Source organism: Lentibacter sp. XHP0401, from assembly GCF_025751535.1.
In the GTDB taxonomy this organism is placed as follows: Bacteria; Pseudomonadota; Alphaproteobacteria; order Rhodobacterales; family Rhodobacteraceae; genus Lentibacter.
Map to the genome: position 1 here is coordinate 278,707 of NZ_JAOWLC010000003.1, position 22,025 is coordinate 300,731.

Here is a 22,025-nt window from a genome sequence, read left to right on the forward strand (position 1 = left end):
TTTGCTTTGCAAATCCGACCCGTGCGAGGGGCCAGCCCCTCGCACTCCCCGAGGTATTTCTGAACAGAAGAAGACGAGGGTTTAGAGAACCTGAATGACGTCTTTGTCTATGCTGAGGATATAGCCGCGGCGGGCGATGTTTTTGATAAGCAGTTCGGAGACGAGTTGGTTTCCGAGCGTATCGCGCAGGCGTTTGATACGGGTGGCGCCTGCGGCTTCATCACAATCTGAGGCGAGGCGGCCCGAGATGACGGCCTCAAGTTCGGCTCCGTTGAGGACGTCATCATCCATGCGGGCTTCGGCGAGGACAGAGAGTGTTTCCATCGCTGCACCCGTGAGTTTGAAGCCCATATTGTTGAGATAGACGGTGTTTTCCTCGCGGCTGATGAGCAAGGAATTAACCTGAATGCCGGAACGCTCGATGGCTGCCATGCGGCGGCTGAATGTCGAGAGCAGGACAAGAAAAACGAACGCCGCGATGAGCATTGCGGCGGCGAAGACCAGTAAAACGAAGATAACCATACGGTAGCTTGAGAGTGTGTCGGAAAAGGCGGTGCCCGATTGGGCCAGAATTTCGAGCAACTTTACCTCGGCTTGGGTGCTGAGATTGTCATTCTCTATAAAGAGTTGTTCGACACGAGCGTTGAACGCACCGGCATCGGGCAGAGTGAAGAAGAGCACAACAGCCGCAACAAGAAGGATCACCACGATGGCGGCGATGCCTGTGTAAACGGTGCGGTTGGGCGTGCTCATGCGCTCAGAAGCGGAGATAGAAGGGTCCTGCACTCGCTTTCCTCCCGTTCAGGCCTGAGGCGTCAAACACCGAGACAACATTGAGCAGCACCCAGCCGCCTTTGGCAAGGCGCGGAGCAAGCTCTGCGCGCGCGGCGGCGGCGTTGCAGGGGCCAGATACCTGTGCGACGCCGTAATGCAGCTTGAGCGGGTTGTCTTGCTTGGCCTTATAATCGGCAAAGCAATCGGCCGCGTGAAGCGGCGAGGACAGGAGCGCCAGAGCGGCGGTTATGGGGATGATGTTTTTCATGGGCTCAACCTGCGCGTTTTGGTTTTGATATTCAATATCCAAAGCAGGCTTGTGCGGCTGTTATCGGATAGCAGGGGGCTGTTATTGCCTGTCTTTGCGGGAAGGCTGAATCTGGTTCCATCGCTGGTTTGCACACGAGGTGTGAGCCGATCTGAAACCGAAAGGAAACACTCTCATGTCACGTAAATTTATCGCCGCTATAGCGCTTGCTTCGCTTGTTTCTGCGTCATGGGGTGCGGCCCCTGCACGGGCAGATGACCGCGACACCGCGCGGGCCATTGCCGGGATTGCTGCGCTTGTGATTATTGGCAAAGCTTTGAGCGACCGCAATGACAAGCGCCACGAGCAGACTATCCGCCACAACAAGCCGCGCGTAAACCATGGCCACGTATATCAGGCCCCGCAACATGTGCGGCCCAAACCAAACCCGCAGCATGTACGGCCAATGCCGCCACGCGTGCAAAAGATGACGCTGCCGCGCCGCTGCCTTACGACTGTGCGAGCGAGGGGCAGAAACATGAACTACATGAACCGGCAATGTTTGCAGAACAACTATCGCTGGGCAGGCCAGCTTCCGCGTAATTGCACTGTAAGGGTGCAGGGCAATCGCGGTACGCGTGTGGGCTATTCCGCGCAATGCTTGAGACAGCAGGGGTATCGCCTGAACGGGTGAAGCCGAAACGCACTTGATCCGGGCCTGTTATGTCTGTCATCTGGCAGCATGACAGGCCCGGATTTATTTTACGAGCAAGCTGCGTTGGAGCGTGGCTTCAAGCGCATCGCAGGTGTGGACGAAGTTGGCCGGGGGCCGCTTGCGGGGCCGGTAATGGCCTGCGCTGTGGTGCTTGATATGGCGCGCATCCCTGAGGGGCTGAATGACAGCAAGAAACTCACGGCAAAGCGGCGAGAGGTGTTGGCGGAGGCGATTGAAGCAGTGGCCGAGGTGAGCATCGGCTCTGCAAGTGTGGAAGAGATCGACGAGATCAACATTCTGCGCGCTTCGCATTTGGCGATGGAGCGTGCTGTGGCAGGGTTGATTACGCCGCCAGACCACTGCTTGATTGATGGAAACATGATCCCGAAGGGTTTGAACCTTTCGGCAGAAGCGATTGTGAAGGGGGACGGCAAATCACTGAGCATTTCGGCGGCCTCAATTGTGGCCAAAATCAGGCGAGATTATGTCATGTCGACATTGGCGCAACACTACCCCGGCTATGGCTGGGAGACAAACGCAGGATATCCATCAAAAAGTCACAGATTGGCTTTGGAAAATCTTGGTGTGACCCCACACCATAGACGTTCGTTTAAACCCGTGCACCATATCTTGTATCAACAAAAAAATGTAAGTGACTGATTCAATAAAGAAATTGACCGCGAATCAGCAATGACTCATCTTGGTTCTCAACAAAGCGAGTGCAAAATGCACCGATGAGAGGCAGAAGATGAAAACGAAAACAACAAAGAGCGCAGGATCAAATACCCCTGTGTCGCTTCCTTTGAACACTATCCTTGATGGCGATTGCATCGAGCGCATGAACGCGCTTCCTGCGGAGAGCATTGATCTGATCTTTGCCGACCCGCCCTATAACTTGCAACTCAAGGGCGATCTTCACCGCCCCGACAACAGCAAGGTGGATGCGGTTGATGACCATTGGGACCAGTTTGACAGCTTCAAAGCCTATGACAAATTCACCCGCGAATGGCTTGCTGCAGCGCGCCGTTTGCTGAAGCCCAACGGGGCGATCTGGGTTATCGGCTCTTATCACAACGTGTTTCGCATGGGCGCCGAGCTACAAAACCAGGGGTTCTGGATTTTGAATGACGTGGTTTGGCGCAAGTCGAACCCGATGCCGAACTTTCGCGGCAAACGCTTTACCAACGCCCATGAAACAATGATCTGGGCGAGCAAGGAAGAGGGCGGCAAATATACCTTTAACTATGAGGCGCTGAAGGCGTTGAACGAAGGTATCCAGATGCGCTCTGACTGGGTTATTCCGATCTGTAACGGCGGTGAGCGCCTTAAGGATGAAAACGGAGACAAGGCCCACCCGACACAGAAGCCCGAAGCATTGCTGCATCGTGTGATGGTTGGCTCGACCAATGTGGGCGATGTGGTGCTGGACCCGTTCTTTGGCACAGGCACAACAGGCGCTGTGGCCAAGATGCTGGGCCGCGAGTTTATCGGGATCGAACGCGAAGAAGCTTACCGCAAGGTTGCTGAAAAACGTATCGCCAATGTGCGCAAGTTTGACAAGGAAGCGCTTGAAGTGAGCGCGAGCAAACGCAGCGAGCCGCGTGTGCCGTTTGGCCAGCTTGTGGAGCGCGGAATGCTGCGCCCGGGCGAAGAGCTTTTTAGCCTTAACGGACGTCATAAGGCCAAAGTACGTGCAGATGGTACGCTGATTGGTGACGATATCAAAGGCTCGATCCACCAGGTTGGTGCACATCTTGAAGGCGCACCGAGCTGTAACGGCTGGACTTATTGGTGCATCAAGCGGGATGGAAAGCAGGTTCCGATTGACCTGTTCCGCCAGCAGATCCGCGCGGAGATGCGCAACTGAATTTCACGGATAGATGCGCCCGAAAGGCTGGCTCACGCGCGAGCCAACGGGTGAGCTGTATCCAAAACCGAACACCGCCGGTGCCTGCGGCCTGACTCCGTGGCACTACACCTTGAGCCCCGTCCTCCTCCAGAGGCGGGGCCTTTTTTTATCGCCAGTGTGCTATAGACTGGGTGCAACCGATATTTGAAAGCACAACTTTGATGACACGAGAGACGACCGAGGGGCTGCCGCAAAAGAATATACCTCTTTCGCTGTTGCAAAAGCTGGGCTGGCAGCCGTTTTTTGCGGAGCAGACCAATGTTGAAGCAATGGCCGCGACACCGCCGGTGCGGGTGACGGAAGTGCACCGTAGCGGACATCATGTTGTGGGTGAGGGGATTGATGAGATTATTCCGCCACGGCCTGATGCAACGGTTGGCGATTGGTTGCTGCTGAATGAAGCTGAACCTGCCGAGAGCGTGGTGCTTGAACGCAAGAACCTGATCAAGCGGCGCGCGCCCGGGCCGGAGCGGCAAGTGCAGCTTATCGGAGCAAACCTTGATACCACCTTCATCGTCACGTCCTGTAATGATGATTTCAACATCGCGCGGTTGGAGCGCTATGTTGCACTCGCATTCGAAGACGCGGCTGCGCCTGTTATTTTGCTGACCAAGGCGGATATGTCTGACGATGTCGAAAGCTACCTCAGCCAAGCGCGTTCGATCTCGAAGGATGTGCCTGTGTTGGTGATTGATGGACGCGGTGAAGAGCCACGAGACAAGCTTGCCGGGTGGTGCAAACCCGGCAAGACAGTTGCGTTTATCGGCTCATCGGGTGTTGGAAAGTCGACGCTCACCAATGCGCTGGCGGGCGGGCAGGATATCAGGACGCAGGGTATTCGCGAAGGCGACGCGAAGGGGCGGCACACCACAACGAGCCGTCAGCTTCATATGTTGGCAAGCGGGTGCAACGTGCTTGATACGCCAGGAATGCGCGAGGTGCAGCTTACCGATGCGGCATCGGGCTTGGGCGACTTGTTCGCTGATTTGCAAGAGCTGAGCACCCAATGCCGCTTTCGCGATTGTAAGCACGAGAGCGAGCCGGGCTGCGCGGTAAAAGCCGCGCATGAAGCGGGGAATATTGACGAACCCCGCCTCATGCGCTGGAAGAAGCTTGTTGCGGAAGATGCGTTCAATTCCGAAAGCTTGAGCCCACGCAAAGCCATGGACAGAACCTTTGGCCGTGTCACCAAGCAAGGCAAGAAACGCGGGAAGAGATAACGCTTACCGCGGCAGCGGGTTTGTGCCTTTGTTGTAGGGCTTCCAATCGGTGATTTCCGGGTAATACATGCCGCGCCAGCGACGGACGCGGGGGTTCATGTATTTGCGCCAGATCGGCGGAACCATCGCGGCCATTGTCATCATCGGATAGCCGTAGGGCAATTGGGGCGCTTGAGCATCATCGTAGTTTTGCAAGAGCGGGAAGCGGCGATCTGGTTTGTAATGATGATCGGAGTGGCGCTGGAGGTTGATGAGCAGCCAGTTTGAGGCTTTGTGTGCGGCGTTCCAGCTGTGATGGGGCATAACGTGCTCGTATTTGCCATTGCCCAGATGTTTGCGGGTGAGGCCGTAGTGCTCGACGTAATTCACGAGTTCAAGCTGCCAGACAGCGATGAAAGCTTGCCAGAGGAAGAGCGCAAGGCCCACCCAGCCGCCGACGACAAGCGCCAGAACCAGCATAAGGCCTTGCAATGCCCAATAGCGGAAAAACGGATTGGAGGGGTCGTTCCAAGGCAGGTCTTTACGCGCGAGCATATCTTTTTCGGCCTTGAAGGCAGAGCGCGGACCCTCGCGTAGAACGCGGGGGAAGTAGCGGTGAAAACCCTCGTTGTAGCGCGCTGTCACAGCATCGCGCGGGGTTCCGACATAGCGGTGATGCACGAGCATGTGCTCGCTGCGGAAGTGTGAGTAGAGCACCATCGAAAGCAGGATATCGCCAAGCCAGCGCTCGACCTTGTTTTTCTGGTGCATGAGTTCGTGGCTATAGTTGATACCCACAGTGCCCGTGATGACGCCGACGCCGAAGAAGAGCACAATTGTTTCGAGCGTTCCGAGATGCTCGGCGCGGGGGACATACCACAAGAGACCGAAGAGCGTGAAGAACTGCAAGGGAACCCAGAGCTTGGTGATGAGCGCGTAGGCTTTCAGGTGTTCTTCGCCGATGGTTGGATCTGCGTTTTCAGTGTTGAGGCCAAGGACGGCATCGAGGCCTGAAAAGAGATACCAAGTGGCCAGTGGGAGGAGCAGAACCGTCCAGCCACCGACAAGTGCGCCAACCCATGCCAGAGGGATGAGCGAGAGCGAGAGCCAGAACGGCAGGGCGCGGCTGAGGCTGGCAACTTGTTGGGCGTTTAGCATTTTGGCGGCCTTTAACGTGTGAGCTGTAGAAGAATTATTGCTGCGCAGTGTTGAACGCGCTTTGCGCGAGGTCAAATGCCTTTCGCATCACCGTGGGGAGGGCTTTGGGTGTGAAGGCGTGTTTAGGGACAAACTCCAGCCCTTCCACTTCGGTATCATGCGGTAGGTGAGCGATATGAATATCAAGGCGCAGGTGAAAGTGGGTGAATGTGTGCCGTGCTTCTTCGGTCAGTGGTTGCCAATCGGCTTCAAGCGGGGGCGCCGCAACGCGTGCTTCGCCCCAAGCGGCGCCCGGCCAGCCGAGCATGCCACCAAGGAGGCCTTTGTCGGGGCGGCGCTCCATCAGCCATGCGCCATCCGCACGGCGCGCGATATAGGCGATGCCGAGGCGCGTGGGCTTGGCCGCTTTGGGCCGCTTGCGCGGGAGTGTATCGGCGATGCCTTCGGCGCGGGCGATACAGGGCACACGCCACGGGCAAATGCCACAGGCGGGAGATTTGGGAGTGCAGAGCGTTGCGCCTAGGTCCATCACCGCTTGGGCATAATCACCGGCGCGAAGCTTTGGTGTGAGGCTGGCGGCATGGGCGCGTAGTGTCTCTTTGCTGTCGGGAAGCGGCTCTAACACGGCATAAAGCCGCGACATGACGCGCTCGACGTTACCATCAAGCACCGTTTCGGGGTGATCATAGGCGATCGAGGATATCGCGGCCGAGGTATAGGGGCCGATGCCGGGGAGCGCCTCAAGCCCCGTGCGCGACTTGGGAAAGCCGCCAAGCTCCGTGACTTCGCGGGCGCATTTGAGAAGGTTGCGTGCGCGGGCGTAGTAGCCAAGGCCCGCCCATTCGGCCATGACGTCCTCATCACGCGCAGCGGCCAGCGCCTGCACTGTGGGCCAGAGCAGCATGAAACGGGTGAAATAGGCTTTGACGGCAGCAACGGTTGTTTGCTGGAGCATGATCTCGGAGAGCCAGACAGCGTAAGGGTCAGGCTGAACACCTGCGGCCCTGTCAGACGGGCTTACGCGCCAAGGTAAGACACGGGCGTTTGCATCATACCACGCAAGCAAATCTGGGGCCGAGGCGGCTTCACGCATTGTTTATACCCTGTTTACCAATCGCTCTGTCCAACGAGCCTTTGCAGGGGTAACATGGCGCTGATGAATAAAGATGCAAGCCAAACCAAGCGCAGCCGCGGCTTTAAGCGGGCGGCCAACCTGATGGGAGAGCGGATCAACGCTGTGTCCCAGCAGCGGGGTTTTGCTGTGTCACGACTTCTGACCCATTGGGAAGAGATTGCCGGCTCCGAGATTGCCAGTATCAGCCGTCCTGTCGAGGTGAGCTATGGAAAGGGCGGCTTTGGTGCTGCTTTATGTTTGCTTACTACGGGGGCCAACGCACCGGTGCTCGAGATGCAAAAGACCAAGCTGCGCGAGAAAGTGAACGCGGTTTACGGCTATAACGCCATTTCCAGCATTCGCATCACCCAGACCCATGCGACAGGCTTTGCCGAGGGGCAAGTCGACTTTCAGCACCGCAAGCAGAAGGCTGTGCCGAGTGCGCCTGACCCTGCTGTGGTAGAAGAAGTGAAAACCCGTGCCGCCGTTGTGGGCAACGAGGGTTTGAGACTGGCCCTTGAAGCGCTGGGCCAAAACGTTCTATCCAAACACAAACGCTAGAAGAGAGACACTTATGAACCGCACCATTCTTATCATTGCACTGGTTGCAATTCTTGGCCTCGGGGCTGCTTACTTTGTCTTGAGCGGGGGCAGCTTGAGCGCGACCGAAGCCACAGAGCAGGCCACTGAAACTGCAAGCGAAGAAACCAGCAGTGCCGATTTGCCAGCGATCACCGAGATGACCATGGGTGACGTGAACGCGCCTGTGAAAGTGATTGAATACGCTTCTTACACGTGCTCGCATTGCGGCGATTTTCATAACGAAAGCCTCAAAGATCTGAAGGCCAACTATATCGATACGGGCAAGGTGCACTTTACTTATCGTGAAGTCTATTTTGACCGCGCAGCGCTTTGGGCTTCGATGGTGGCGCGTTGTGGGGGCGACGAAAAATTCTTTGGTATTTCGAATCTGATTTACAAAGGTCAGCGCGACTGGATGGGCAGCGGTGATCCTGTGCAGATGGCGGATGGCTTGCGCAAGATCGCGCGGGTGGCTGGCCTGTCTTCCGAGACGATTGACGCTTGCCTTGAAGACCAGGACAAGGCGCAGGCTTTGGCGGAATGGTTTCAGGCCAATGCCGAAGCCGACGGAATTGAATCAACCCCGTCATTCATTATTGGCGATGATCGTGTAATCGGCAACAACTACGCCAAACTGCGCGAAGTCATTGACGCCCAACTCGAGAACTGAGCCATGAGCGCTCCCCTTGAAGGCCTGAAAGTTATCGAGCTTGCGCGTATTCTGGCGGGCCCTTGGGCTGGCCAGACGCTGGCCGACCTTGGCGCAGAAGTGATTAAAGTGGAAGCGCCGCAAGGTGATGATACGCGCCAGTGGGGACCTCCTTTTGTGGAGCGGGAGGGCGACAGATCGGCGTCCTATTTCCACTCTTGCAACCGTGGCAAATCAAGCGTGATTGTGGACTTTCGCACGCCCGAGGGGCAGGCGCACGTGCGCGAACTTGTGAAGGATGCGGACATCCTGATCGAGAACTTCAAGCTTGGCGGGCTCAAGAAATACGGCCTCGATTATGAAAGCCTCGCGGAACTGAATCCGCGGCTGATTTATTGCTCGATCACGGGCTTCGGCCAGACGGGTCCCTATGCGCACCGCGCAGGCTATGACTATATCATTCAGGGCATGTCGGGGCTCATGTCGATCACCGGTGAGCCGGACGGCCAGCCGCAACGTGCGGGTGTGGCGATTACCGATGTGTTTACGGGAGTTTACTCTGTCGCGGGCGTGCTTGCGGCCCTTTATCAGCGCGAGCGCACGGGGCGGGGCCAGCACCTTGATATGGCTCTGCTTGATGTGGCCATCTCGGTGACTGCAAATCAGGGAATGAACTATCTGACCACGGGCACACCGCCCGGACGGACGGGGAATTACCACCCCAATCTTACGCCCTATCAGGTGTTTGATTGTGCGGACGGGCATATCATCATCGCGACGGGAAATGACGGGCAGTATCGACGGCTTTGCGACCTTTTGGGACTTGGCTGGATGAAGGATCACGCGGATTATCTGACCAACGCGGACCGCGTGGCGAACCGCCCTGCCATGATTGCGCTGTTGATGGGTGAAACGGCCAAGCAAACCAAGGCCGAGCTTTTGGCTGGCTGTGAGGCGGAGGGCATCCCTGCGGGGCCGATCAATGATATGGCCGAGGTGTTTGCGGACCCGCATGTGAAAGCGCGCGGGATGCAGATTGATCTTGATGGCGTGCCGGGTGTGCGTGCTCCGTTTGTATTTTCGGATGCGGAGCTTGCTTTGAAGCGGCCTTCTCCGAAACCGGGCGAAGACGGATAAAGCAGTTTCGAATTGTGCTTTGCACAATCCGACAGAGGCGGGGGACCAGTCCCCCGCGCCCCCTGGGATATTTAGAGCAAGAAAAAGAACTAGGGTTTCAGCTTGTCCAGTTGTGCCATGAGAGCACTTTCGTTCGCGAACTGTAGGCGGACAGGGAGGGTAAGAACCTCTTGGCGAAAGGACCGGGGAAGGCGGACAGCGTCTTTTTCTGTTGTGACAAGGCGTGCGTTGTGACGCTTTGCATCGGCGCTCAGGCGGGTCATGAGGGCTTGGGTGAGTGGCTGGTGATCGGCGAGGGCTTCGGCATGAATGATTTCGGCGCCGAGATGTTTGAGGGTGTTGAAGAATTTTTCGGGATGGCCGATGCCCGCGAACGCGAGAACGCGGGTTCCGCCCCAGTCCATGCCTGTCGGGAGCGGCTCTAATGTGGCTTGATAGCGTGGAATAGAGACTGTTGTGGCGAAATTTTCTTGCTCTGTTTCAGAGCCTATTGTTATGAGAGCATCGGCGCGGGCGAGGCCTGTTTGAACAGGTTCGCGGAGCGGGCCGGCCGGCAGGCAGCGCCCGTTGCCGAAGCCGCGCTTGGCATCAACCACCACGAAAGACAGATCTTTGTGGACGGAAGGATCTTGAAAACCATCGTCAAAGAGGACCACGCTTGCGCCGAGTTGATCGGCCATGTGCGCGCCTGCAAGACGGGATTTGGACACCACAACAGTGCAGAAAGCGGCCAGCAGCAGAGGCTCGTCGCCGACGTCGGCGGCAGTGTGATTTTGTGGACCAACCTGCACAGGGCCATGCAAAGCGCCGCCATAACCACGGGAAACGACAACGGGCGTATGGCCAAGTTCGATCAGCTTTTGCACGAGAGAGATGACTGTCGGGGTTTTGCCTGTGCCACCTGCGTTGATATTGCCGACACAGATGACGGGAACAGCGAGTTTTCGGGGCTGCCCGCGCGAGATTCTGCGGGCTGTGCCGAGCGCATAGAGCGCACCAAGCGGGGCAAGAAGCGCGGCTTGCCATGAGCGGGAGCGGAACCAGAAGCGGGGGGCCTGCATCAGCTTTCCTCCAGATGATCGAGCGCATCATGAACAAGCGAGGTGACGCGGTCGGTCACTTCGGCGCCTTCGGTCGCTATTTCCCAAGCGGCCATGGCCATTTGCGCGGCGCGATCAGGCGCGGAAAGCTGGGTGACGGCGGCGGCGAGGGTATCAACATCGCGGACGATACGCGCGCCCCCTGCGGCCGCAAAACGCGAGTAACTGTCAAGGTGCTTGCCGACATTGGGACCATAGAGGATAGCGGAGCCAAGATTGGCTGCAGCGTAGGGGTTGTGTCCGCCGTAACCGGAAACGAGCGAGGCGCCCATGAAACTGACGGGAGCAATGCGAAGCCAGAGACCCATTTCAAAGGGATCTTCTGCGAGCAGAATTTGCGCTGTTTCGTCAGAGAGCCCGTCCATATCGGGCCATGTGGTGTAACGGAACTGGTGTTGGTCAAGCGCGTTTTTGAAGATGTCACGCTCGTCTTCATCATCGGGGACGAGAATGAGCAGAAGGCGGTGCGCAGCGCGGCTGGCTTTGAAATGTGCGGCCAGAATGATGTCGAGTTCCTCGGAGCGCACGCAGGCTGCGAGCCATGTGGTGCGCGAGTTGATTGCTTCGGAGAGATTGGCCAGATCGGTTTCGTTGCAGGGAAGGGAAGGCACGCCTTGTTGCATTCGGCCGGATACGAAGATGTCCTCGGCTTCAATACCCATTTTACACAGCACAGCTTCGGCTTCGCTATCGCGTGCGAGAAAGGTTGAAAAAAGCCTGAGTGCGCGCCTCTGTGAGAGACCTTGCCCGCGCCACATATTGGTTTGAAAGCCCCCCGCATGTGCATCAAGCAGAAAGAGAGGGATGCCGCGTTTGTCTGCCTCGAACACCAGAGGCGGTATGATTGCGCCGCCCGCCCAGAGACAAAGGCGCGGGGCCCATTCGGCGAAAAATGAAGTGATGCCGTTGCCGTCCCGCGAGATAACGCTCCAGCCGATTGTCGGATCAAGCCCATCGGGGCGCGTGATGCTGTTATCTGTTGTTATGAGGCAGGTTAGATCGGGGCGTTCGACAGATATGCTGCGGCGAAGTTGCAAGAAAGCATGAACATGTGCGCGCTGTGTGGCGTGAAACCACAAATCAACTCTGCGGACAGGCCCTTGCTGTTTGCCGGCCGTGGCAGACAAGTTCTGACGCGACAATAGCCCTGAGAGCAGCGGCTTCATCGGGGTTTAGCCCAGTTCTTCCGTTGGAGACGTTTCGCTGCCTTCCTCGCGGAGCTTGTGCAGGTGCGCCACGAAATAGCGCATATGGGCATTATCAACCGTGCGCTGCGCTTCGGATTTCCATGCGTCAAAGGCGCTGGCATAATCAGGGAAGATTCCGACGATGTGGATATCCTCGACGTTTTTAAAGACATTTTTTGTCGGATCGACGAGCTCGCCGCCAAAGACGAGATGAAGGCGCTGTGCCATGTTAGGCCCCTTTGCGTGTTGAGCATGCACCAACCTAAGGGATTGCATTTTGGGGTCAAGGCGATGCAAGTGAGCCATAGCAAAAGGACATGGCCCATGAAACCCTTTCTGATTTTGCAGCTGCGCCCCGAGGCGGAAGCCGCAGACAACGAATTTGCTGCAATCTGCGCGAAGGGCGGGCTTGCTATGGATGAGGTGCAACGCGTGCGGCTGGATTGTGAAAACCTGCCTGAAAACCTTGAATTGGCCGATTATGCGGGTGTGATTGTGGGCGGGGGGCCGGGCTGTGTGAGCGATGCGCCCGAGGAAAAAACCGAGGTGGAAGCCAAGATCGAGCGGGATGTGCTCTCGTTAATGCCCGAGATTACGGTGCGGGATTTTCCATTTATGGGGTGTTGTTACGGCATTGGCGTGTTGAGCCATCATCTGGCACGGAATGTGAGCAAGGCGCGCTTTGGCGAACCGGTGGGCACGGCGGATTGTCGACTGACCGAGGCAGGCCGCGCAGACCCGCTTTGCCAAGGGTTACCAGAGCGGTTTGAGGCCTTTGTGGGCCATAAAGAGGCGGTGCAGAGCTTGCCCGAAGGCTGTGTGCATCTTGTTGAAGCGCCCAGTTGCCCATTCCAGATGATCCGCTACGGGCAAAATGTTTATGCGACGCAGTTTCATCCCGAGGCAGATGCGGCGGAGTTTGAAGCGCGAATCAATATCTACAAACACAAAGGGTATTTCGCACCAGAAGAGGCCGAAAGCCTGATTGCGATGTGCCATGCTGCTTGCGTGACGGAGCCTGAACATATCTTGAGAGCGTTTGTGGAGCGCTACAGGGCGTAATCGCGCTGGACAGAATCGGGCGGCGTGCTAGATTTGATCAAATTCTTGCACAGCCCGATGGAGAGCGCGATGAAAGACGACAACTTCCTCAAAGAGAACAATGCACGCCACATGTGGCATCCGATGGGCGCGCCTGGCGACAGCCTTGAGCACCCTCCGACGATCATCAAAAGCGCTGAGGGCTCCAAGATTACCGATCTGGACGGTGCGGAAGTTGTGGATGCTGTGGGCGGGCTTTGGTGCGTGAACCTCGGCTACTCAAACGATGTGGTGAAAGACGCGATTGCCAAGCAGCTTTATGAGCTGCCGTATTATTCGGCTTTTGCAGGCACAAGTAACCCGACTGCTATCGAGGCTTCTTACGCCGTGCGCGAGTTCTTCAAGGACGATGGCATCGGGCGAGTTTTCTTCACTTCGGGCGGCTCTGACTCTGTCGAAACCTGTTTGCGACTTGCGCGGCAGTATCACCGTATTAAGGGCGAGCCGACGCGAACAAAATTCCTCAGCCTCAAGAAAGGTTACCATGGCACCCATTTTGGCGGGGCAAGTGTGAACGGGAACAACCGCTTCCGTATTGCTTATGAGCCGCTTTTGCCGGGCTGTTTCCACATGCCGAGCCCATATACCTATCGTAACCCGTTTAACGAAACCGACCCTGCTGTGCTGGCGCAACTCATCGCACAGGCGATGGAAGACGAGATCAACTTTCAAGGGGCGAACACGATTGCAGCGTTTATCATGGAGCCGATTCAAGGCGCGGGTGGTGTTATCGTTCCGCATGAAAGCCTGATGCCGCTCTTGCGCGAGATTTGCACACGACATGGTATTCTGATGATCTCTGACGAGGTGATCACAGGCTTCGGACGCACGGGCGACTGGAGCGGCGCGCGGCATTGGGGCGTGAAGCCCGACATGATGAGCACAGCCAAGGGGATTACCTCGGGATACTTCCCTGTGGGCGCGGCTTTGATGAGCGAGGTTGTTGCCGATGTGTTTGAGAATGACACGCGGGGAGAGGCGGGAATTTACCATGGATATACCTATTCTGCGCATCCTGTCGGGGCTGCGGCTGTGACGGCAACGCTGAGCGAAACGCTGCGGCTTGACACCAAGACCAACGCCGCCGCGCGCGGCGCGCAACTTTATGAAGGCGCGCTGAAGCTGGCCGAGAAATACGATATCATTGGTGATGTGCGCGGTGGGCACGGGCTGATGACGGGGATCGAGATTGTCTCGGACAAGACTGCGAAAACGCCGATGGATTTGGCTGTGATGAAGCGTATCCACAAGGCGGCTTATGATGCGGGTGCAATGGTGCGCCTTGGCGGAAACAACGTGTTGATGTCACCGCCTCTGACGATTTCGGAAGCCGAGATTGACACTGTGCTGAGCGCGCTTGATGCGGGCTTCGGCGCTGTCTGAGGGGTTGCGCCGCGCCTTCGGCGCGTCGCTCAGCTGGGGGCTTTGCCCCCAGACCCCCAGGATATTTACAGCAATAAGAAAGACTAGAGGTCTTTGAGGGCTGCGCCTGCGTAGACGCCATACATGAGGGCGCGGCGGGCACGACCTAGGGGGAAGCGCTTGGGCGGCTTGGCCATGAGCTTGGGCGTATGAAGTTTGTTTGCACCCAGGATTTGGTCGGCCAACAGCGCACCAGTGTAGCTGCCCATAGCGACACCGTTGCCGTGATAGGCAAAACCTGCATAGGCGCCGGACATTTCGGGAACGGGCCCCGCGAAAGGTGTGAGGCCTGCTGCGAGGCAGACCATGCCTGACCAATAGAAAGGCGTTTCGACCTGTGACCAAGCGGGAAACATCGCCTCGAAATCGGCGCGTATCTGGCGGCGGTTGCGGGCTTCGGAGGCCTTTGTGGACATGAGGCCACCACGCATTCCGAAGAGGAACCGGCGGTTGGGCATCAGGCGAAAATAATGCAGAAGTGTGCGGCTGTCATAGGCAGTTTGATCGGAGTTCCAGCCGTTGGCGAGCTCTGTTTCAGTGAGTTCGCGGGTGACGATAACAGAGGACTGCGCAGGCATGTAGCGCGCGGCCATCCATTCGGGGACATCCTCAGACGAGTAGCCGTTGGTTGCGACAATGAGTTGTTCAGCCTCAAGTGTGCCCTGCGGCGTGGCGAGGCTGTATTTTTGTGCGCGGTTGATCTTGTTGACGGGGCTTTGGCCGAAGACTTGCACGCCGGCTGCCTCGGCTGCTTTGAGCAGGCCGGCGAGATATTTGCGCGGGTTGAGGCCGAAGCCGACCGGCGTTGTAATAGCGCTGTGAAACTGGCCTGACATGCCGAGTGCGGGAAGCTCTTCCCGGGTGTGAAGTGTGGGGGTAACACCGTAGTTTTCTTCGATGGCACGAGCGTCTTTCTCAAAGTTGACTCGGGCATTGTGTGCGAGTTGGGTTTCACCCTTGCTGTGGACATCAGCTTGGATGCTATGCTTTTCAAGCGTGTCGGCGACATGATTAATAGCCGAGGCTTCTGCGCGGCGGTAGGCGAGCCTTGCTGGCTTTCCGTGTTGGCGGTCGAGCATCGCATCGCTTGCCTTTGCGCCGCCAAGACAACAGAAACCGCCGTTGCGCCCGGAGGCGCCCCAGCCGGGGAAGCCGGCTTCAAGCACAGAAACCGAGACACCTGCTTCGGCCAATGCCAGCGCGGCGGAGAGACCTGTAAAGCCAGCTCCGATGATGGCGACATCGGCTTTTTGCGCGCCTTTCAGGGCGGGCCGCGAAAGCGCCGCATCAGAGACAGTATCGGCCCAATAGCACCCTGCGATGCGCGCATTGGAATAGGCGTGATCCGGGAAGATACGCCGCATCAGTCTGCTGTTTGTTCGGCTGCACGCTCTTCACGCTTCTGACGCACCAGCGCACGTTTTGACAGGAGCGAGGCGCTGATAACACCGACTGTTACGATGCTGATCATGATGGTGGAGAGCGCGTTGATTTCTGGCGAGACACCGAGCCGCACAGCCGAGAAAATCTTGATTGGCAGGGTGGTGGATGAGGGGCCGGCTGTGAATGAGGCGATCACCAGATCATCGAGCGACAGGGTGAAAGCCAGAAGCCAGCCCGAGATGACTGCGGGTGCGATGATCGGCAGAGTCACGAGGCGGAAGGCCTCGAACGGGGAACAGCCCAGATCAAGCGCGGCCTCTTCCAGAGAGCGGTCAAAGCTGACGAGGCGCGAAGACACAACGACGGAAACATAACACATCGAGAACGTGGTATGGGCCAGCACGATTGTAAGTACGCCACGGTCAAGGCCGATGCCGATGAACAGAAGAAGCAGCGAGAGGCCTGTAATGACTTCAGGCATGACGAGGGGCGCATAAATCATCCCCGAGAACAGAGTGCGCCCTCTGAAACGCCCGCCGCGCACAAGCACGTAGGCGGCCATCGTTCCGAGCACTGAGGCTATTGTGGAACTGAGAACAGCAACTTTTACCGTGACCCATGCGGCATCAAGGAAAGCCTGGTTCTGGAACAGCTCGCCATACCATTTGGTCGAGAATCCGGCCCAGACCGTAACCAGCTTGGATTCGTTGAAGCTGTAGATGATCAGAATGACCATCGGCAGGTAGAGGAAGAGAAAGCCGATGGTGAGGGACGTGGCGTTGAACCATGAGAAACGTCTCATCCTTCTGCCTCCCGCTGCTTCTGCTCGTTGCGCTGGAACAGCACGATCGGAATGATCAAAATGAGCAGGAGAATAACGGCCACAGCCGAGGCTACGGGCCAGTCGCGGTTGGAGAAGAACTCTTCAAACAGCACCTTGCCGATCATTAGGGTCTGCGATCCGCCGAGCAGTGAGGGGATGACGAACTCGCCCAGCGCGGGGATGAAAACCAGAAAGCAACCCGCGATGATGCCTTGTTTGCTGAGCGGGATCGTGATCAGCCAGAATGCCGTGAGACGCGAGCAGCCGAGATCTTCAGCTGCTTCGAGCAAGGATATATCGAGCTTTTCAAGCGCAGCATAGATAGGCAGGATCATGAACGGCAGGTAGGTGTAGACGATGCCGATGTAGACCGCTGTATTTGTGTTCAGGATCAGCAGCGGCTCGGAGATGATCCCTGTCCAGAGCAGAAACTGGTTGAGGAAGCCCTCGTTGGAGAGAATGCCCATCCACGAGTAAACGCGGATGAGGAAGCTGGTCCAGAACGGCAGGATGATCAACATCATAAGTGTCGGGCGCCACTCGTCGGGGGCTTGCGCCATGCCGTAGGCAATGGGATAGCCGACGAGAAGCGAGAGCACTGTCGAGATCGCTGCGATTTGCAGGCTGGAGAGATAGGCCTTCCAGTAGAGATCATCTGTGGTGAGAAACTTGAAGTTTTCGAAATCAAGACCGGCAAAGAAGTTGCGGATACCTTCCCAGCCTGACGAGAAATCAAGCGTAGGGGTGTAGGGCGGAATGGCCAGCGCGGTGTCGGACAGGCTGATCTTGAAGACGATTATGAACGGCACAAGGAAGAGAACCAGGAGCCAGACATATGGAACGGCGATGAGGGTGAAGCGGCGCATACCCTAGCCCTCCAACACAATGGCGGCTGTGTCGGTCCAGGAAAGCCAGACGGTGTCTTCCCATGTGAAGCTGCGGCGCTCCAGCCGGGTGGTGTTGGCGGTTTGGGCCTTGATCATATGTCCACCCTCGATTTCGACATGATATGTCGAGAGGTTGCCGAGATAGGCGATGTCGATGATTTTTCCCTTGATCGCATTGGTCACTTTCGCGGGCTTCTTCGCTGTGATTGAAACCTTTTCGGGACGGATGGCCAGTGCGCATTTGGCGCTTGCGCCGAGGTCATTCGATGTCTTGGCATGAAGCGGCGCTTTGCCCTCGGCATAGGCGATGTCATAGCCGTCATCCGCGCGAGTGGCGTGTCCATGCAGAATGTTCACATCACCGATAAAGTCGGCCACATAAATAGAGTTGGGTCGCTCGTAGATATCGGCAGGGGTTGCGACCTGGATGATCTCGCCTTCGTCCATGACGGCAACGCGGGAGGCGACTGTCATGGCCTCTTCCTGATCGTGGGTCACGATGACAAAGGTTGTGCCTGTTTTCTCCTGAATATCCATAAGCTCGAATTGCGTGTCCTGACGCAGCTTTTTGTCGAGTGCGCCGAGGGGCTCATCAAGCAGCAAAAGCTTGGGCGCTTTGGCGAGAGAGCGGGCAAGGGCGACGCGCTGTCGCTGGCCACCTGAAATCTGGTGAGGTTTTCGTTTGGCAAACTTGGTGAGGCGCGTGAGGCGGAGCATTTCTTCGACACGGGCCTCGATTTCGGGCTTGGGCTTGCCTTCGCGCTTGAGGCCGAATGCGATATTTTCAAACACGGAAAGGTGCGGAAACAGCGCGTAGGATTGGAACATCATGTTCACTGCACGCTTGTTGGGTGGGACACCCTTCATGTCTTGGCCTGCAATGAGGATCTGGCCTTCTGTCGGGGTTTCAAAGCCGCCGAGCATTCGCATCATTGTGGTTTTGCCGCAGCCCGAGGGACCGAGCAGCGCAAAGAATTCTTTCGCGTATATATCCTGCGTCAGATTGTCGATTGCGACGAAATCACCGAAGCGTTTTGTGACGTTCTTAAACTGAATCAGCGGTTTTTCGTCCGCGTCGAGCCATGGTGCGAAAACGGTCTGAGCCATTCTTATCCCTCAAGGTTGAAAAAGCCCGCAAACCTGAGTTTGCGGGCCATTGTTCAGGCTTATGTGCCTGATTTGATTTTTGTCCAGAGGCGCGTGACGACACGCTGAACTTTGGATGGATAGGGCCGTGTCGTGAAGAGGTTGTCGAGTGTTGCGGCGTCTGGATAGATCGCTGTATCACCGATGACATCTTCTACAAGAAACTCTTGCGAGGCCAGGTTGCCGTTGGCGTAGTAAACATAGTTTGAAGCGGCGGCCATGTTCTGTGCATCCATGATGAAGTTCAGGAACACATGTGCTGCCTTGGGGTTTGGCGCATCAACAGGGATTGCCATTTGGTCAAACCACATTTGCGCGCCTTCTTTTGGGGCATGATAGGCGATTTCGACGCCGTTCTCTGCCTCGGCGGCACGGTCGCGTGCCTGAAGGATATCGCCTGACCAGCCGACAGCAACGCAGATATCACCGTTGGCAAGTGCGTTGATGTATTCCGAGCTGTGGAACTTTTGGATGTGGTCCCGCACAGGCATGTAAACGCCTTCGGCCTTGGCAAGCACTTCGGGGTCCTGGCTGTCGGGGTCTTCCCCGAGGAACTTGAGCGCCGCGGGAATCATCTCGGCAGGAGCATCAAGGAAATGCACGCCACATTCGGCAAGTTTCTCCATATTGGCCGGGTCGAACACCAGCGACCAGCTGTCGATTGGTGCGTCTTCGCCCAAGAGCTCTTTCACTTTGCCGACATTCACACCGATGCCTGTTGTGCCCCACATATAGTTGATGGAGTAGGCATTTTCAGGGTCATACTGTTCTGTGCGCTTGCTGACCACGTCCCACATGTTGGCGTGATTTGGGAGCTGTTCAAGATCAAGCTTCTGGAAGGCACCAGCCGAAATCTGGCGTTGCAGGAACGTGCCTGAAGGCACAACAACATCATAGCCGGAGCCACCTGCGAGCATCTTGGTTTCGAGAACCTCGTTGGAATCAAAAACATCGTAGATAAGCTTGATGCCGGTGTCTTCTTCGAATTTGGCGAGCAGGTCTTCATCGATATAATCGGACCAGTTGTAGACCCGCACTTCCTCGGCCGAGGCCATGCCGGCGACGAGAGCGAGTGATGCGGCTGCTGTAAGCAGATTGGTTTTCATATTTTGGTTTCTCCCTATTGAAGAGGTCATTCCCCTTGACGAAATATTTGATCAAGTTTTGACTGTCTTGGCAACATTTCAATTAAGATGCCTGCACGAAGCGCAGCAGATTGCAAGAGATTCGGAAGGATAGAAGATGACGCAAGACACTGCCAACGTGGCCAAACTGGTGAGCTTTGCCGCCTATCCGGAGATGATTTCAGCGGAGTTGCCTGCGCATGAGAAAGTCTATCGCGAGATGCGCGATTTGCTTTTGTTTGGCGAGTTGGCGCCCGGGCAGGCTGTGACCATTCAGGGAATTTGCGACAGTTTGGGTGCCGGAATGACCCCCGTGCGCGAGGCCATTCGCCGCCTCACCGCCGAAGGGGCGCTTGAGTTTCTTGGCAACAGGCGTGTTGTCGTGCCTGTTTTGACTGTGAGCCGCGTGAATGAGTTGATTTTTGCACGACAGGCGATTGAACCACAGCTTGTAGTGCGCGCGACAGAGCGAGCCACAGACAGCACGATCGAAGAGCTCACACGGATTGATGATGCGCTCGATCTGGCGATCGCGCAGGGGGATGTTCGGACCTATCTGGAACAGAACTATCGCTTTCACGCGCGGCTTTACTCAATGGCAGAAGCGCCTATTCTTTCATCGCTTGCAGACGGTCTTTGGTTACGTTTTGGGCCATCTTTGCGCGTGGTGTGCGGACGTGTCGGCACTCAAAACTTGCCTGACCAGCACCATGAAGCTCTGAGTGCGATGCGCGCGGGCGATGCACAAGGGGCGGCAAAAGCCATGCGCGAAGATGTGATTCAGGGCATGGAGCAAGTGCGTCGGGCGCTTGCTGAAGCGACAAGAGATTGACATGAAATAATTTGATCATATTCTGGGCGCGATCAATTTGACCGCGCGGAAACACCCGCGCAGCGGGGAGTTTCATATGACACAGATCACCAACCACATGCCAACCGAAGAACTGCAGCGTCTTGACGCGGCGTACCATATGCATCCGTTTACCACGAACGATGACTTGGCCAAGAAGGGCGCACGCGTGATCACCCGCGCCAAAGGCGTGACGCTGACGGACAGCGAGGGCAACGAGATTCTTGATGCGATGGCGGGTTTGTGGTGCGTGAATATTGGCTACGGGCGTGAAGAACTGGCCGAGGTTGCCGCCCGCCAGATGCGCGAACTACCTTATTACAATACGTTTTTCATGACGACCCACGTGCCTGCGATTGCATTGGCCGAGCGTCTCGCGGAACTTGCGCCTTATGACCTTAACCACGTCTTTTTCGCGGGTTCCGGCTCGGAAGCGAACGATACCAATATCCGCATGGTGCGGACCTATTGGCAGGAGAAGGGCAAGCCCGAGAAGAAGGTGATCATCTCGCGGATCAATGCCTACCATGGTTCGACTGTTGCGTCTTCGTCGCTTGGCGGGATGGCAGGGATGCATGCGCAGAGCGGGATGATTCCCGATGTCCATCATATCGAGCAGCCGAACTGGTGGGCCGAGGGCGGGGAAATGACCCCTGAGGAATTTGGACTCGAGCGGGCGCAGCAGCTTGAGAAGGCTATCCTTGATTTGGGCGAAGACAAGGTCGCGGCGTTTATTGCCGAACCCATTCAGGGTGCGGGGGGTGTTATTGTTCCGCCGTCGACTTACTGGCCCGAGATCCAGCGCATCTGTGACAAATACGAAATTCTCCTGATTGCCGATGAGGTGATCTGCGGATTTGGCCGCACGGGCAATTGGTTCGGTTGCCAGACGATGGGCATAAAACCCGATATTATGACGGTAGCCAAAGGGCTTAGCTCGGGCTATGCGCCGATTGCGGCGAGCATTGTGAACGATGAGGTGGCCGCTGTTATGGGCGCTTGCGAGTTCAACCACGGTTATACGTATTCAGGGCATCCTGTCTCTGCGGCTGTGGCTTTGGAGAACCTGCGTATCCTTGAAGAAGAGGGTATCGTGGAACGCGCAGGAAGCGAGCTTGCGCCTTATTTGAAAGAGCAGTTCGAGAGCCTCGGGGACCATCCTATGGTGGGTGAAGTGACGATTGTCGGCATGATGGGCTCTCTGGCCCTGACGCCTGATAAGGCCACGCGCGCCAAGTTTGCGGCGGATGCGGGGACCGTTGGTTTTATGGTGCGTGAGCGTTGTTTTGCGAACAACCTGATCATGCGGCATGTGGGGGACAGAATGGTGATTTCTCCGCCTCTGGTGATAACGAAAGCCGAGATTGATACGCTGATTTCCCGCGCCAGAAAGGCGCTGGATGAGGGGTATGAGAATGTGAAAGCGGCCGGGCTTTTCAAAGCGCAGAGTTGAGGGGTTTCGGCTTGCGCCGACCCGCTGGGGGGCCAGCCCCCCAGACCCCCCGGGATATTTGAGGC

At 56.9% G+C, this 22,025-nt stretch carries 23 protein-coding genes; 11 read left to right on the top strand and 12 right to left on the bottom strand.

The features are described from left to right. Positions 1 to 81: 81 nt before the first annotated feature. Both OE750_RS06190 and OE750_RS06195 read right to left on the bottom strand, forming a co-directional pair. Complete coding sequence (locus tag OE750_RS06190) at positions 82 to 786, bottom strand: winged helix-turn-helix domain-containing protein (protein ID WP_263762554.1); 705 nt, start codon at positions 784 to 786, stop codon at positions 82 to 84. Next, a complete protein-coding gene (locus OE750_RS06195; protein ID WP_263762556.1) occupies positions 758 to 1,042 on the bottom strand; it encodes a hypothetical protein in 285 nt (94 codons plus the stop codon). The genes OE750_RS06190 and OE750_RS06195 overlap by 29 nt, the downstream gene beginning before the upstream one ends. Positions 1,043 to 1,217: 175 nt before the next feature. Between OE750_RS06195 and OE750_RS06200 the strand changes: the two genes are divergently transcribed. The 4 genes from OE750_RS06200 (at position 1,218) to rsgA (ending at position 4,865) form a co-directional block, all read left to right on the top strand. Further along, positions 1,218 to 1,715 carry a hypothetical protein gene (locus OE750_RS06200; protein WP_263762558.1) on the top strand — a complete coding sequence of 166 codons (498 nt, stop codon included), beginning with the start codon at positions 1,218 to 1,220 and terminating at the stop codon, positions 1,713 to 1,715. Between the two features lie 48 nt (positions 1,716 to 1,763). After that, positions 1,764 to 2,396, top strand: a complete 633-nt coding sequence (locus OE750_RS06205; protein ID WP_263762563.1) for a ribonuclease HII — start codon at positions 1,764 to 1,766, stop codon at positions 2,394 to 2,396. Positions 2,397 to 2,484: 88 nt separating this feature from the next. Next, the gene (locus OE750_RS06210) at positions 2,485 to 3,603 is read left to right on the top strand and encodes a site-specific DNA-methyltransferase (RefSeq protein WP_263762565.1); all 1,119 of its coding nucleotides are present in this window, start codon (positions 2,485 to 2,487) and stop codon (positions 3,601 to 3,603) included. A gap of 203 nt (positions 3,604 to 3,806) precedes the next feature. After that, positions 3,807 to 4,865: a ribosome small subunit-dependent GTPase A gene (gene rsgA, locus OE750_RS06215; RefSeq protein ID WP_263762567.1), complete on the top strand. Its 1,059-nt coding sequence runs from the start codon at positions 3,807 to 3,809 to the stop codon at positions 4,863 to 4,865. Between the two features lie 3 nt (positions 4,866 to 4,868). On the opposite strand, the gene OE750_RS06220 is transcribed toward rsgA, so the two are convergent. Both OE750_RS06220 and mutY read right to left on the bottom strand, forming a co-directional pair. Continuing rightward, entirely contained in the window at positions 4,869 to 6,002 is a 1,134-nt protein-coding gene (locus tag OE750_RS06220; RefSeq protein ID WP_263762569.1) for an alkane 1-monooxygenase, read from the bottom strand. Between the two features lie 34 nt (positions 6,003 to 6,036). Then, the gene (mutY, locus tag OE750_RS06225) at positions 6,037 to 7,095 is read right to left on the bottom strand and encodes an A/G-specific adenine glycosylase (RefSeq protein WP_263762571.1); all 1,059 of its coding nucleotides are present in this window, start codon (positions 7,093 to 7,095) and stop codon (positions 6,037 to 6,039) included. Between the two features lie 63 nt (positions 7,096 to 7,158). On the opposite strand from mutY, the gene OE750_RS06230 reads away from it, so the two are divergent. From OE750_RS06230 to OE750_RS06240, 3 genes are read left to right on the top strand one after another with little or no spacing between them, the layout of a single operon-like run. Further along, positions 7,159 to 7,677, top strand: a complete 519-nt coding sequence (locus OE750_RS06230; protein WP_263762573.1) for a DUF721 domain-containing protein — start codon at positions 7,159 to 7,161, stop codon at positions 7,675 to 7,677. A 13-nt stretch (positions 7,678 to 7,690) separates the two neighbouring features. Further along, positions 7,691 to 8,368 (top strand): thioredoxin domain-containing protein, encoded by a 678-nt coding sequence (locus OE750_RS06235; RefSeq protein ID WP_263762575.1) that lies wholly within the window; start codon positions 7,691 to 7,693, stop codon positions 8,366 to 8,368. Positions 8,369 to 8,371: 3 nt separating this feature from the next. Then, a complete protein-coding gene (locus tag OE750_RS06240; RefSeq protein WP_263762577.1) occupies positions 8,372 to 9,484 on the top strand; it encodes a CaiB/BaiF CoA transferase family protein in 1,113 nt (370 codons plus the stop codon). An 89-nt stretch (positions 9,485 to 9,573) separates the two neighbouring features. Here the strand turns inward: OE750_RS06240 and lpxK are convergent, their stop codons facing one another. Genes lpxK through OE750_RS06255 form a run of 3 tightly spaced genes read right to left on the bottom strand, consistent with a single transcriptional unit; the run spans position 9,574 to position 11,999 of the window. Next, a complete protein-coding gene (gene lpxK / locus OE750_RS06245) occupies positions 9,574 to 10,545 on the bottom strand; it encodes a tetraacyldisaccharide 4'-kinase (protein WP_263762579.1) in 972 nt (323 codons plus the stop codon). Next, positions 10,545 to 11,750, bottom strand: coding sequence for a 3-deoxy-D-manno-octulosonic acid transferase (locus OE750_RS06250; RefSeq protein ID WP_263762581.1), 1,206 nt, complete (start codon positions 11,748 to 11,750; stop codon positions 10,545 to 10,547). The genes lpxK and OE750_RS06250 overlap by 1 nt, the downstream gene beginning before the upstream one ends. 6 nt (positions 11,751 to 11,756) lie before the next feature. Next, positions 11,757 to 11,999, bottom strand: a complete 243-nt coding sequence (locus tag OE750_RS06255; protein ID WP_263762583.1) for a DUF4170 domain-containing protein — start codon at positions 11,997 to 11,999, stop codon at positions 11,757 to 11,759. Positions 12,000 to 12,095: 96 nt separating this feature from the next. On the opposite strand from OE750_RS06255, the gene OE750_RS06260 reads away from it, so the two are divergent. Both OE750_RS06260 and OE750_RS06265 read left to right on the top strand, forming a co-directional pair. Further along, complete coding sequence (locus OE750_RS06260) at positions 12,096 to 12,833, top strand: glutamine amidotransferase (protein ID WP_263762585.1); 738 nt, start codon at positions 12,096 to 12,098, stop codon at positions 12,831 to 12,833. Positions 12,834 to 12,902: 69 nt separating this feature from the next. Then, positions 12,903 to 14,255 carry an aminotransferase class III-fold pyridoxal phosphate-dependent enzyme gene (locus OE750_RS06265; RefSeq protein ID WP_263762637.1) on the top strand — a complete coding sequence of 451 codons (1,353 nt, stop codon included), beginning with the start codon at positions 12,903 to 12,905 and terminating at the stop codon, positions 14,253 to 14,255. Between the two features lie 83 nt (positions 14,256 to 14,338). Here OE750_RS06265 and OE750_RS06270 read toward each other — a convergent pair whose 3' ends face one another. The 5 genes from OE750_RS06270 to OE750_RS06290 are packed head-to-tail and all read right to left on the bottom strand — an operon-like array spanning position 14,339 to position 19,639. After that, positions 14,339 to 15,658 (bottom strand): NAD(P)/FAD-dependent oxidoreductase, encoded by a 1,320-nt coding sequence (locus tag OE750_RS06270; protein WP_263762587.1) that lies wholly within the window; start codon positions 15,656 to 15,658, stop codon positions 14,339 to 14,341. Further along, positions 15,658 to 16,479, bottom strand: coding sequence for an ABC transporter permease (locus OE750_RS06275; RefSeq protein ID WP_263762589.1), 822 nt, complete (start codon positions 16,477 to 16,479; stop codon positions 15,658 to 15,660). The genes OE750_RS06270 and OE750_RS06275 overlap by 1 nt, the downstream gene beginning before the upstream one ends. After that, positions 16,476 to 17,366 carry an ABC transporter permease subunit gene (locus tag OE750_RS06280; protein WP_263762591.1) on the bottom strand — a complete coding sequence of 297 codons (891 nt, stop codon included), beginning with the start codon at positions 17,364 to 17,366 and terminating at the stop codon, positions 16,476 to 16,478. Before OE750_RS06280 ends, OE750_RS06275 begins: the two co-directional genes overlap by 4 nt. A gap of 3 nt (positions 17,367 to 17,369) precedes the next feature. Further along, entirely contained in the window at positions 17,370 to 18,494 is a 1,125-nt protein-coding gene (locus OE750_RS06285; protein WP_263762593.1) for an ABC transporter ATP-binding protein, read from the bottom strand. Positions 18,495 to 18,553: 59 nt separating this feature from the next. Then, positions 18,554 to 19,639 carry a polyamine ABC transporter substrate-binding protein gene (locus OE750_RS06290; RefSeq protein ID WP_263762595.1) on the bottom strand — a complete coding sequence of 362 codons (1,086 nt, stop codon included), beginning with the start codon at positions 19,637 to 19,639 and terminating at the stop codon, positions 18,554 to 18,556. Between the two features lie 193 nt (positions 19,640 to 19,832). On the opposite strand from OE750_RS06290, the gene OE750_RS06295 reads away from it, so the two are divergent. Together OE750_RS06295 and OE750_RS06300 are read left to right on the top strand one after the other, a co-directional pair. After that, positions 19,833 to 20,489: a GntR family transcriptional regulator gene (locus OE750_RS06295; protein ID WP_263762639.1), complete on the top strand. Its 657-nt coding sequence runs from the start codon at positions 19,833 to 19,835 to the stop codon at positions 20,487 to 20,489. Between the two features lie 76 nt (positions 20,490 to 20,565). Then, the gene (locus OE750_RS06300) at positions 20,566 to 21,960 is read left to right on the top strand and encodes an aspartate aminotransferase family protein (protein WP_263762597.1); all 1,395 of its coding nucleotides are present in this window, start codon (positions 20,566 to 20,568) and stop codon (positions 21,958 to 21,960) included. Positions 21,961 to 22,025: the final 65 nt, after the last annotated feature.

Bases quoted from the DNA above. Each gene is read 5' to 3' on its own strand.
- OE750_RS06195 (WP_263762556.1), bottom strand. From the start codon at position 1,042: ATGAAAAACATCATCCCCATAACCGCCGCTCTGGCGCTCCTGTCCTCG.
- OE750_RS06200 (WP_263762558.1), top strand. From the start codon at position 1,218: ATGTCACGTAAATTTATCGCCGCTATAGCGCTTGCTTCGCTTGTTTCT.
- OE750_RS06205 (WP_263762563.1), top strand. From the start codon at position 1,764: ATGACAGGCCCGGATTTATTTTACGAGCAAGCTGCGTTGGAGCGTGGC.
- OE750_RS06210 (WP_263762565.1), top strand. From the start codon at position 2,485: ATGAAAACGAAAACAACAAAGAGCGCAGGATCAAATACCCCTGTGTCG.
- rsgA (WP_263762567.1), top strand. From the start codon at position 3,807: ATGACACGAGAGACGACCGAGGGGCTGCCGCAAAAGAATATACCTCTT.
- OE750_RS06220 (WP_263762569.1), bottom strand. From the start codon at position 6,002: ATGCTAAACGCCCAACAAGTTGCCAGCCTCAGCCGCGCCCTGCCGTTC.
- mutY (WP_263762571.1), bottom strand. From the start codon at position 7,095: ATGCGTGAAGCCGCCTCGGCCCCAGATTTGCTTGCGTGGTATGATGCA.
- OE750_RS06230 (WP_263762573.1), top strand. From the start codon at position 7,159: ATGAATAAAGATGCAAGCCAAACCAAGCGCAGCCGCGGCTTTAAGCGG.
- OE750_RS06235 (WP_263762575.1), top strand. From the start codon at position 7,691: ATGAACCGCACCATTCTTATCATTGCACTGGTTGCAATTCTTGGCCTC.
- OE750_RS06240 (WP_263762577.1), top strand. From the start codon at position 8,372: ATGAGCGCTCCCCTTGAAGGCCTGAAAGTTATCGAGCTTGCGCGTATT.
- lpxK (WP_263762579.1), bottom strand. From the start codon at position 10,545: ATGCAGGCCCCCCGCTTCTGGTTCCGCTCCCGCTCATGGCAAGCCGCG.
- OE750_RS06250 (WP_263762581.1), bottom strand. From the start codon at position 11,750: ATGAAGCCGCTGCTCTCAGGGCTATTGTCGCGTCAGAACTTGTCTGCC.
- OE750_RS06255 (WP_263762583.1), bottom strand. From the start codon at position 11,999: ATGGCACAGCGCCTTCATCTCGTCTTTGGCGGCGAGCTCGTCGATCCG.
- OE750_RS06260 (WP_263762585.1), top strand. From the start codon at position 12,096: ATGAAACCCTTTCTGATTTTGCAGCTGCGCCCCGAGGCGGAAGCCGCA.
- OE750_RS06265 (WP_263762637.1), top strand. From the start codon at position 12,903: ATGAAAGACGACAACTTCCTCAAAGAGAACAATGCACGCCACATGTGG.
- OE750_RS06270 (WP_263762587.1), bottom strand. From the start codon at position 15,658: ATGCGGCGTATCTTCCCGGATCACGCCTATTCCAATGCGCGCATCGCA.
- OE750_RS06275 (WP_263762589.1), bottom strand. From the start codon at position 16,479: ATGAGACGTTTCTCATGGTTCAACGCCACGTCCCTCACCATCGGCTTT.
- OE750_RS06280 (WP_263762591.1), bottom strand. From the start codon at position 17,366: ATGCGCCGCTTCACCCTCATCGCCGTTCCATATGTCTGGCTCCTGGTT.
- OE750_RS06285 (WP_263762593.1), bottom strand. From the start codon at position 18,494: ATGGCTCAGACCGTTTTCGCACCATGGCTCGACGCGGACGAAAAACCG.
- OE750_RS06290 (WP_263762595.1), bottom strand. From the start codon at position 19,639: ATGAAAACCAATCTGCTTACAGCAGCCGCATCACTCGCTCTCGTCGCC.
- OE750_RS06295 (WP_263762639.1), top strand. From the start codon at position 19,833: ATGATTTCAGCGGAGTTGCCTGCGCATGAGAAAGTCTATCGCGAGATG.
- OE750_RS06300 (WP_263762597.1), top strand. From the start codon at position 20,566: ATGACACAGATCACCAACCACATGCCAACCGAAGAACTGCAGCGTCTT.